General features: G+C 67.5%; 8 protein-coding genes. 1 reads left to right on the top strand and 7 read right to left on the bottom strand.

Features of this window, described 5'->3' with window-relative positions:
- A partial coding sequence (locus Q8O26_RS00280; RefSeq protein WP_305572329.1) for a hydantoinase B/oxoprolinase family protein occupies positions 1 to 1609 on the top strand: 1609 nt, incomplete at its 5' end.
- A gap of 41 nt (positions 1610 to 1650) precedes the next feature.
- Here the strand turns inward: Q8O26_RS00280 and Q8O26_RS00275 are convergent.
- The 7 genes from Q8O26_RS00275 to Q8O26_RS00245 all read right to left on the bottom strand — a co-directional run bounded on the left by Q8O26_RS00275 (position 1651) and on the right by Q8O26_RS00245 (position 9129).
- Positions 1651 to 2433 carry an SDR family NAD(P)-dependent oxidoreductase gene (locus Q8O26_RS00275; protein ID WP_305572327.1) on the bottom strand — a complete coding sequence of 261 codons (783 nt, stop codon included), beginning with the start codon at positions 2431 to 2433 and terminating at the stop codon, positions 1651 to 1653.
- 14 nt (positions 2434 to 2447) lie between these two features.
- Positions 2448 to 3638 (bottom strand): amidohydrolase family protein, encoded by a 1191-nt coding sequence (locus Q8O26_RS00270; protein WP_305572325.1) that lies wholly within the window; start codon positions 3636 to 3638, stop codon positions 2448 to 2450.
- Complete coding sequence (locus Q8O26_RS00265; RefSeq protein WP_305572323.1) at positions 3635 to 4510, bottom strand: DUF6282 family protein; 876 nt, start codon at positions 4508 to 4510, stop codon at positions 3635 to 3637. Before Q8O26_RS00265 ends, Q8O26_RS00270 begins: the two co-directional genes overlap by 4 nt.
- Before the next feature lie 91 nt (positions 4511 to 4601).
- Positions 4602 to 5645, bottom strand: a complete 1044-nt coding sequence (locus Q8O26_RS00260; RefSeq protein WP_305572321.1) for a hypothetical protein — start codon at positions 5643 to 5645, stop codon at positions 4602 to 4604.
- Positions 5646 to 5735: 90 nt separating this feature from the next.
- Entirely contained in the window at positions 5736 to 6185 is a 450-nt protein-coding gene (locus tag Q8O26_RS00255; RefSeq protein ID WP_305572319.1) for a (2Fe-2S)-binding protein, read from the bottom strand.
- Positions 6182 to 8347 (bottom strand): xanthine dehydrogenase family protein molybdopterin-binding subunit, encoded by a 2166-nt coding sequence (locus Q8O26_RS00250; protein ID WP_305572318.1) that lies wholly within the window; start codon positions 8345 to 8347, stop codon positions 6182 to 6184. Before Q8O26_RS00250 ends, Q8O26_RS00255 begins: the two co-directional genes overlap by 4 nt.
- Complete coding sequence (locus Q8O26_RS00245; protein WP_305572316.1) at positions 8344 to 9129, bottom strand: xanthine dehydrogenase family protein subunit M; 786 nt, start codon at positions 9127 to 9129, stop codon at positions 8344 to 8346. Before Q8O26_RS00245 ends, Q8O26_RS00250 begins: the two co-directional genes overlap by 4 nt.
- Positions 9130 to 9134 lie beyond the last annotated feature (5 nt).

Raw genomic sequence — 9134 nt, 5'->3', positions numbered from 1 at the left:
GGTCATCCGCAATGCGCTTGTCGCAGCCGCAGAGGAGATGAGCCTCACCATCTGGAGAACCAGTCGCTCGACGGTCGTCCGTGAAATCCTCGACTACTCCACCGCCGTGTTCGACTCGCGAGGACAGAACATCGCCCAGTCCGCCCGGATTCCGGTTCATCTCAATTCGATGTCCGCATGTCTCGAGACGCTGCTCTCCGCTCATTTTCCGCTGGATGGATGGCAGGACGGCGACATCGTCATCACCAATGACCCCTATTCCGGCGGGCAGCACCTGCCGGACATCATGACCTTCCGACCGGTTTTCGCCGGCGAGACACGGATCGGCTTCGTCGGCACCCTTTGTCATCACGTCGATGTCGGTGGTGGCGCCGCCGGGAGCTACTATGCCGGTGCTCGCGAGATCTTCCAGGAAGGCATCCGCATTCCGCCCCTGAAGCTTGCCGAATGCGGGGTGGTCAATGAGGCCATCCTCAAGATGGTGCTGGCCAATGTGCGCCAGCCTGACGAGACGAGCGGAGACCTGCAGGCCCAGATCGCAGCGCTGGGGATCGGCGTCGGCGCCGTGCAGCGGATCATCCACCGCTACGGCACCCCTGACCTGATGCAGGCGATGCAGGCGATCCTCGAGGGTTCCGAGCGCATGATGCGGGCCGCGATTGCGTCCTTGCCAGACCGGACCGCGCATTTCGTGGAACTGGTTGATGATGACGGTCAGACCGAAGGTCCGATCCGGCTGTCGGTCCGGATCGAGCGGCAGGGTGACGGTATCGTCATCGATTTCGACGGGTCGAGCCCGCAGGTGCAGGGGCCGGTGAACAACACCCGCGCCATGACCTGCTCGGCCGTCTATTACGCGGTTCTCGCCGCACTCGGTGCGGAAATTCCGGCCAATTCAGGATGTTATCGCCCGATCACCGTGCGGGTTCCACCCGGCAGCGTGGTCGATGCCCAGTTCCCGGCGCCGGTCACAGGTCGCATGGTTGTCAATCACCGGATCGCCACGGCCGTGTTCGGCGCGCTGGCGCAGCTCATCCCGGCGCGGATCCCGGCCGCCTATTACGCGATCTCCTATGTCTATGCCCTGGCGACGGTCGAAGCGAGCGGACGACGCCGGGTCTATTTCGACATTGAGGTCGGCGGCTGGGGCGGCCACGCAGGCGGAGATGGCGCAAGCGCCCTCTCCTGCGGCCTCCACAACAATACCAATGCCCCCATCGAGATGGTGGAGGCCCGCTATCCGGTGACCTTCACCCATTACGGGCTCATTCCGGATTCCGGGGGGGACGGACAGCACCGCGGCGGGCTCGGGCTTTCCCGCGCCTTCCGGCTCGACGCGGATAACGGATCGCTGAGCACGAATTTCGAGCGGTTCCGGCATCCGCCCTATGGGCTCGCCGGGGGAAAGCCCGGATCCCTCAGCAGGACCACGATCACGCGGGCGGACGGCACTTCAATATCGCTCGCCTCGAAGGTCTCGGGGATCGCGATGCAACGCGGCGACGTGCTCACCATTGAAACATCCGGCGGTGGCGGCTGGGGGGATCCGGCAGAACGCGCCGAAGAAGCCCGCTCACGCGACCTTGCCGAGGGATATGTCACGCGATGACGCTCGCATGCCCGTCTGGCGACCGAAGGTGAGCGGGCGACCTACATGATGGTGCCGCCGTCGACCAGCAGATCGTGGCCCGTGATGTTGCGAGAGGCGTCGCTGGCGAGGAACACAATGGCATTCGCAATGTCGCTCGCCCGGCTGAGGCGACGCATGGCAGCACCGCTGACGAACCGGTCGAACATGGTGGCAGGCGCGATATCGCGGCGGGCTGCTTCCTCCGCGAGCCACCCGTCGAAACTGGGGCCCTCGACACCACCTGGGGCAACGATGTTGATGCCGACGCCATGGCGCCCGGCCTCGACCGCCGCCGATTTCGTGACGCCCCGCAGGGCCCATTTCGAGGCCGCGTAGAGCGAATTGCCCTCGACGCCGCGATGGCCGAACGTGCCGCCGACATTGACGATACGGCCGCTCTTCTGGCCGATCATGATCGGCAGGACGTATTTCATGGTCAGAAAGACACCCTTCACATTGGTGTCGAAGAAGCGGGCAAAATCCTCGACCGGCTGATCCCAGAGCGGCACGGGATCACGGGCGGAGACACCGGCGGCATTGACCAATACATCGATCCGGCCACCGCCGAAGTCACGCGCCTTGTGAACCATCGCCGCGACCTCGCCGGGCTCGCGCAGGTCGGCCTTGACCACCTCGACGCGCCGCCCGAGCGCCGCCACCTCCGCGGCGACACCCTGCAGGGCGTCGACATCACGGCCGACCATGACCAGATGCGCGCCCTCCTCGGCGAGCGCCAGCGTCACGTCCCGGCCCAGCCCCTTCGCTGCCCCGGTGATGATGGTGATCTTGTCCCTGAGCCTCATCGGATCCTCGCTGGTCAGTTGGTCAACCGGGAAAGGCGGCGTCCACCGCGCCACACGCCACGGACGGCGCCCAGCGCCTCGATGGCGTCGAGCGGATTGCCGGCAACCGCGACCAGATCCGCAGCGAAGCCGGCACGGATCCAGCCGATCCGGCTGTCACGGCCGATCAGACGTGCGGCCGTGCCTGTCAAGGCGGCGATGACCCGCGCCGTGGGCAGGCCGACCTCCACGGCGAGCCGCGCGTCTTCGGCGATCTGGCCGTGCATGTTGTCAGTGCCGAGGCCGAAGTCCTGCCCGCCCGCAGCGATCGCGCCGCAGAGCCAGGCCAGGCGCTCCTTGGCGCGTTCCAGCCGCTCAAGCACAACGGGATTGTCACTCGCGCTGCGCGCGATGCCCCCCGGCGCAAAAAAGCGGGACAGCGTCAGCACCGGCATTGTGGCGGACGCGCTGAGGGCGGCGAGGTCTGCAGCGTCGAACAGCGCACAATGCTCGATCGTCACGGCCCCGCGCGCGGCCGCCATCGCGACCGCAAAACCGCCATGAGCAGCGACCGCCACTGGCAGGGCAACCGACGCCGCCTCCGCGAACAGCAGGTCGAGGTCATCTGCGCTATACAGCGGTGCGAGCGCGTCCTTGCCAGCACCGTTGATGCCGCCGGTGAGCACCAGCTTGAGGAAATCAACCCCGGCTGCCGCCCGCTGGCGAACGGCTTGGCGCAGCGCATCGGATGTATCGATGCCACCGCTGGCAGGCGCCTGGTGCGACCCCGTCGGCGCGATCGGGGCCCCGCAGACGACCAGGGTCGGTCCGTCGATATCGCCGTCGCGCACCGATCTGGAAAGCTTCAGGTCCAGCCCGTTCCCCTCCCCCATCACGCGCTGGGTGGTGACGCCCGAGCGCAGATCCGTGAGCATGTGGGCAAGCGCCGTGCGGCGACGCCCCGCCAGATCGGGGTCGAACATACGCCGCATGGGTTCCGGGCGATCGGGATCGACGGACAGATAGCCGTGGAGATCGATGAAGCCAGGAAGCAGCGTCAGTCCGGTGAGCTCCACCTCTTCCGCCTCGCCGCCGCCGAGACCGCCCGCCGCCCCGACGTCGGCAATCAGGCCGTCCTGCATGCGCAGGGCTGTTCCCATCGGCAGGCCTTTGCCATCACCGTCGATGATCCAGTCGGGCTTCAGGATCTGCGGCCTCGCCGTCATGCGAGAGCCGGCAGCCCAAGGAGGCGGGCCGGGTTGCGGCGGGCCATCACATCAATGTCCGCTGCCGAAAATCCGTTCGCCATCAGGATGCGCAACCACATCCGGAAGCCCTCGATCGGGTGGGCATTGTCGTGCTGGCCGAGATCGGTGGATGCGACGCAGTTCTCAACGCCCACGGCGCGGATCCGTTTGGCGAAGTCTTTGGGGCTGGCCTGCTGGCGGTTCGGCATCAGCGGATTGACCGTGAACTCGAAGGTGCAGCCGAGGGCGAGCATCGCCGTCATCGCCTCGATCGGCCAGTCCGTCGCATGCCATCCCACATGCGTGATGACCACCCGCTCATAGCCGATGCGCCGGGACTCGCGCAGGACCGCCATGACCTCGTCCAGTGACACGTGACCGGTGCCGAGAACCAGATCGGCCTGCTTGCACAGGGCGATGATCTCGACGACTTCGGGCTTCAATTCCCCTTCGGCGTCCAGCAGCGACAGCGGCTCGGCCTTGGTGCGGGTGCGTTCCAGCCCGAGCGCGGTCTGCCAGGGATAGGTCGGCATACCGAAATGGCGCTGGTGATGAGCCGCATGGACCGTCGGCAGCCAGACGACCTTCACGCCGAACCCGATGGCGGCGCTGAGCGCTTCTGGATTCAGCCCCCCGACCGGATGGTTGAGCACGATGGAGCCGAAAAGATCGATCCCCGGGACCACCTTGCGGACGAGCTCCACGCGGTCGGCATTCGGAACATAGATGCTCTTGAGAACGAGCCCGCGATATCCGGCAGCGCGGGCCTGCTCGGCGCACTCGATCTCATCGAACGGTCGCTCCAGAAGGCAGGGATGAGCGTGCAGATGCATGTCGATGACGCCATGCATCATGTCCCGGTCGGCTCGCGACAATTCCATTGTCATGCTCTTGCGTGCCCTCGCTCATCACGATTTCGGCCCGGTGTGAATGCGGATCGACCTAATGGTGCGGCACGCCCATGGCCTGGCACAACCGGGCGAGAACCGGGTGGGTATACCGGCCGTTTTCCTGCAGCGGCACGCCATTCGCCTTGATCGTCACCTGACGACAGGTGAAATCGAAATGTCCGGCTGCCGGCCGGCCGACCCAGGCGCCGAACCCGAAGTCGATATCGCCGAAGGCACGCTCGTCCTCAACCACCCGGCCGGTCGGGACGGGAATGCCGGGATTGAACCCCATCGACACATGGGCGATGCGATACATCGTGTCGTCGGCAAGCTGATCGATCCACTTTTTCAGCACCAGCGCCTCCCGGGCGCCGGCAATATCGACGATGCGCCCCTTGGCGATTTCGAACCGCACGGTCTCGTTCATGATGCCGACTTCGGAGGGCGGATAGAGGATGCCGTCCGCCACAAGGTGTCCTTTCATGGAGTCCTCGACAGGCGACCACGAGACCTGTCCGGCCAGCATGATCGGGGTCTTCTCAGGCGTCGTCTTCATCTTGAACTCGCCGACCTTGCATCCCCTGTTGGAGAAGACGATCGACGAGCCGGCCTCGCTCGTCACCTCCACCTCGGCATCGGTGAGGAGGCGGATGATCTCGTCGCCCATCTCGGCCATCAGGCCGATACTCTGCCGGCCGATGCAGCGCACCATGCCGTCGACATCCATGCCGCCGAGTTCACAATAGAGGACACCGGCATCGAGCGCCGCCTGCCAGGCTTCGGTGTACATGGTGTAGGCGACGGCCTGTTCGATCCAGATTTCGGCGGCGGCGACGGCAGCGGCGACCGGCGCCGGAGGCTCCATCTGCGGTCGGGGCTGGGTGTGGTACCACATGACGCTTGGGACACCGCCGGCCGCGTAGATGGCACGGGCGCTGGCCCAGACAACGCGTGCATCGCTGGATGTGTCCGCTGTGATGACGACGGTCATGCCGGGCCGGATCTCCAGCACCTCCTCGGCGAGCTTGCGGGCCGCCCGCTCCATTTCGAACGACAGATACTCGTCGCGGGCTTCCATGACCGAGGCCAGGCGCATGAGGGTTTCTCCATCATCACGGGTTGAATGCAACACACCATGCGGCAGCGGCCCGCCGAACTGCGGACTGGCTATCACCTGATGTCGAGGTCATCGGAAAAGAGCCCTGATGGCCCGGCGGATGCCGCCATAGCCGGTACAGCGGCAGAGATGCCCGGATAGCGCGAGTTCCACCTCGGGCGCCGACGGCCGCGGCGACAGGCCGGCGAGATAGGTGATGGAAACCAGGAAGCCGGGGGCACAGGCGCCACACTGAAAGGCATGGTTCTCCCCGAGAGCCTGGCGTACGGCATCGGCCGTCGGCCCGTCGAGGCCGTCGGCTGTCGTGACGCGGCGGCCATGAACCCGCACCAGCGGCACGAGGCAGGCATTGACCGGCTCGCCGTCGAGCAACACGACACAGGCGCCGCACCGTCCAATGCCGCATCCGGCCTTCGGAGCCACCCGGTCGAGGTGGTCGCGCAAGGCCTCCAGCAGGGTCGGTGCGGCGTTGTCCGGAAGGCTGGCCGTCGCCCCGTCGACGATGAACGAACAGGTCAAAGGGTCTCTCCCAAATGCGCCAGCATCGCCTGCGGGTCCACCGGCAGCCGGCGGCAGACGAAGCCGGTGGAGGCAAGCACCGCATTGGCGATGGCCGGTGCCGCAACATTGGTGCCGATCTCGCCGACGCCCCGCGGACCCGCGACATCGGGCGGAATATCGGCGATGCAACGGACGTCGCAGTCGAAGGCGTCGGCGATGGTGGGAGCGAAATAGCCGTCGAGGTTGGAGGCGCGGAACCGCCCCTGCTCCGCCGGCAGGTCCTCACTGACGACGAGACCGGCGGCCAGCGACGCGCCGCCAGCCAGTTGCCCGGTGATCGCCGTGGTATCGAGCACGGGACCCGTGACCGGCACGATCACCATGCGCCGCACCTCGACACGACCGGTGAAGCTGTCGACGGCGACCTCGGCCATGGCCGCGCAGGCGGTGAACAGGGCATGGCAGGCCCCCTCGCCGTCCGGAGGAACGATGGCGGGCGCCAGGCCAGTGACCGCGATAGGCGCCGCCGCGAACGCCGCCCAGCCGATGAGGGGTCGGTTGGATGGCGTTGTCCGGCTGTAGACACCACCCGCGCCCATGACGAGGGCATCGGCGGGAACGCCCGTCGCCTCGGACGCGCGAGACAGCACGGTGGCGACGAAGGCGGGTGCGGCCGAAGCCAGACTGCGCCACAGCACACCCGCCCCGCGGCTTGCTGCGACGGGGCCTGAATCCGGCGCCAGGAGACTGTCTCCGGCAACGACGGTCACATCCTCCATCGCGCAGCCGATGAGTCGTGTCGCCGCGTGGGTCGCCGCCAGCGTCAGGCCCTGGCCGAGGTCGGACAGCCCGGTACGGACCACGATACGGCCATCGACCAGCGCGAGGACACTGGAACCGGCATTGGGACCGCCCGGCGAGAACCCCTCGTTCTTCTCGACCAGGGCGATGCCGGAGCCCGTCAACCACCGACCGGCACGCCGGGCGGGTGCGCCTCGCGGCAGCGCCGCCAGAGCCCGGCTGTGCCATGCGGGCGCGGCGAGGGTCTGGCCCAATTGGCCCCTGGCGCCTTCGGGACGGAGATTCTGCTGTCGAAATGCGCACGGACTGATGCCAAAAGCGGCAGCCAGCCGGTCGATCTGCTGCTCCAGCGCGATCTGGACCTGCACGCCTCCGAAACCGCGCATCGCGCCGGCAATACCGTTGTTCGTGTAGGCGAGGCGACCGGACAGATCGACGGCAGCCCAGGCATAGGGACCCTGAGCATTTTCATGGGCGGTATCGAGGACCTCGGGGCCATGTTGGGCATAGGCGCCGGTATCGGCCAACAGGTCGACCTCATGGGCGGTCAGGCGGCCCGCGGCATCGGCTCCGCTCCGCATCCGGATCGTGAAAGGATGACGCTTGACGCCAATGGCGAAACTCTCCTCCCGCCGCCAGATCAACCGCACCGGCTGGCCGGTCACATGGGCGAGGAGAGCCGCAAGCGGCTGTGCATGGAGACAGTCCTTGCCACCATAGGAGCCACCGACGGGACTGGCGACGACACGCACCTGCGCCTCGGGCAGCGCGAGCATCGCTGCAATGTCACGGGCCTCGGCGCTCGCCCAGTGCCCGGGGCCGAAAACCGTGAGACTGCCATCCGCGGGAATGGCGACGGCGCCCTCGGGCTCGATGAAATGGTGGACCTGGCGCGGTGTAAGATAAACGTCCTCAACGATATGGGCGGACCGTGCCAAGGCGGCGGCGAGGTCACCGCGCCGATGGCGCGTGCTATGCAGGAGGTTCGAGGTCTGGTGGATCGGTGGCGCGCCCTCGGCGAGGGCCGCGGCGGGATCTGCGAGCACCGGGAGGTCTTTCCAGCGGACCGCGATCAGTTCCACCGCGCGCCGCGCAATCGCCGGACTGTCGGCGGCGACGGCCGCGACGGGGTCGCCCACCGTTCGCACCTTTCCGGCGCAGAGGTAGGGCTGATCGGCGACCCGCACGCCGAAGGCGTTGCGGCCTGGGATATCCGCCGCCGTCACCACCGCCCGCACGCCGGGCAAGGCCATGGCGGCGGTGATGTCGATGGCGACGATCTCGGCATGGGGATGGGGGCTGCGAAGCACGGCAGCATGCAAAAGGCCCGGTGCCGAGATGTCGGTGAGGAAGCGGAAGCCGGGCGTCAGGATGGTCATGCCGCGCCCCGCGCCAGTTCCTCGACGAGCCGACCCGTAATCAGCCGGGCTGCCACCCGCCGGCGATGGGCAGCGCTGGCCAGGGCGTCGGACACCGTATCCAGTTCGTCCTCGATCGTGTCCGCGAGGCACTGCCAGTCGAAGCCATCGAGCGCGGAACCCGTAAGCTGCGCTTCGGCCCGTCCGAGCCGCTGTGGACGTGTCACCCCGCCCCCGGCCGCGATCCGGATGCTCGTTACGCGCCGCTTCAGGACCTCGGCGCACAGGGCGACGGTGATCAGCGTCGGCGAGAAGGCTGCCCGGTAGCCTGCCTTCTCGACAAAGGACATCGGCGGCTGTGGCGGGAGCCGCACCGCCACGAGCAAGGCGCCGGCAGGAAGCGAGTCCGCATCAAGGACCCCTTCGGAGGTCTCCAGGCGGGCATCATGGGCGAGCAGGAAGGGAACGAGGTCGCCCGCCCCCCAGCCGATATTGCCACCGACGGTGGCGAGGGTGCGAACGCCGAGCCCGGCGACTAGTCCGAGCAATGCGACCAGCGCGGGATTGCGCGCCGTCACGCGCGGATCACGGCGAAGACGCTCCAGGGTAACCAGCGCGCCGATGCGGAGCGAGCCGCCGTCCGCGGCTTCGTCGATGCCATCGAGGCCGGGAAGCCGGGAGATGTCGATGAGATTGTCATCGGGAGCGGCGCCCGGCCTCAGCACGGTGCGCCCCGCGGCGTAATTGCCGCCGGCCTGGCTGAGGGCCACGGCCTCCGCGAGCGTCGAGGGCGCTGGAATCATGGCCG

Origin of the sequence: Phreatobacter sp., assembly GCF_030691135.1 — a bacterium.
In the GTDB taxonomy this organism is placed as follows: Bacteria; Pseudomonadota; Alphaproteobacteria; order Rhizobiales; family Phreatobacteraceae; genus Phreatobacter.
This window is presented reverse-complemented; position numbering and strand designations above follow the sequence as displayed.

Bases quoted from the DNA above. Each gene is read 5' to 3' on its own strand.
- Q8O26_RS00275 (WP_305572327.1), bottom strand. From the start codon at position 2,433: ATGAGGCTCAGGGACAAGATCACCATCATCACCGGGGCAGCGAAGGGG.
- Q8O26_RS00270 (WP_305572325.1), bottom strand. From the start codon at position 3,638: ATGACGGCGAGGCCGCAGATCCTGAAGCCCGACTGGATCATCGACGGT.
- Q8O26_RS00265 (WP_305572323.1), bottom strand. From the start codon at position 4,510: ATGCATGGCGTCATCGACATGCATCTGCACGCTCATCCCTGCCTTCTG.
- Q8O26_RS00260 (WP_305572321.1), bottom strand. From the start codon at position 5,645: ATGCGCCTGGCCTCGGTCATGGAAGCCCGCGACGAGTATCTGTCGTTC.
- Q8O26_RS00250 (WP_305572318.1), bottom strand. From the start codon at position 8,347: ATGACCATCCTGACGCCCGGCTTCCGCTTCCTCACCGACATCTCGGCA.
- Q8O26_RS00245 (WP_305572316.1), bottom strand. From the start codon at position 9,129: ATGATTCCAGCGCCCTCGACGCTCGCGGAGGCCGTGGCCCTCAGCCAG.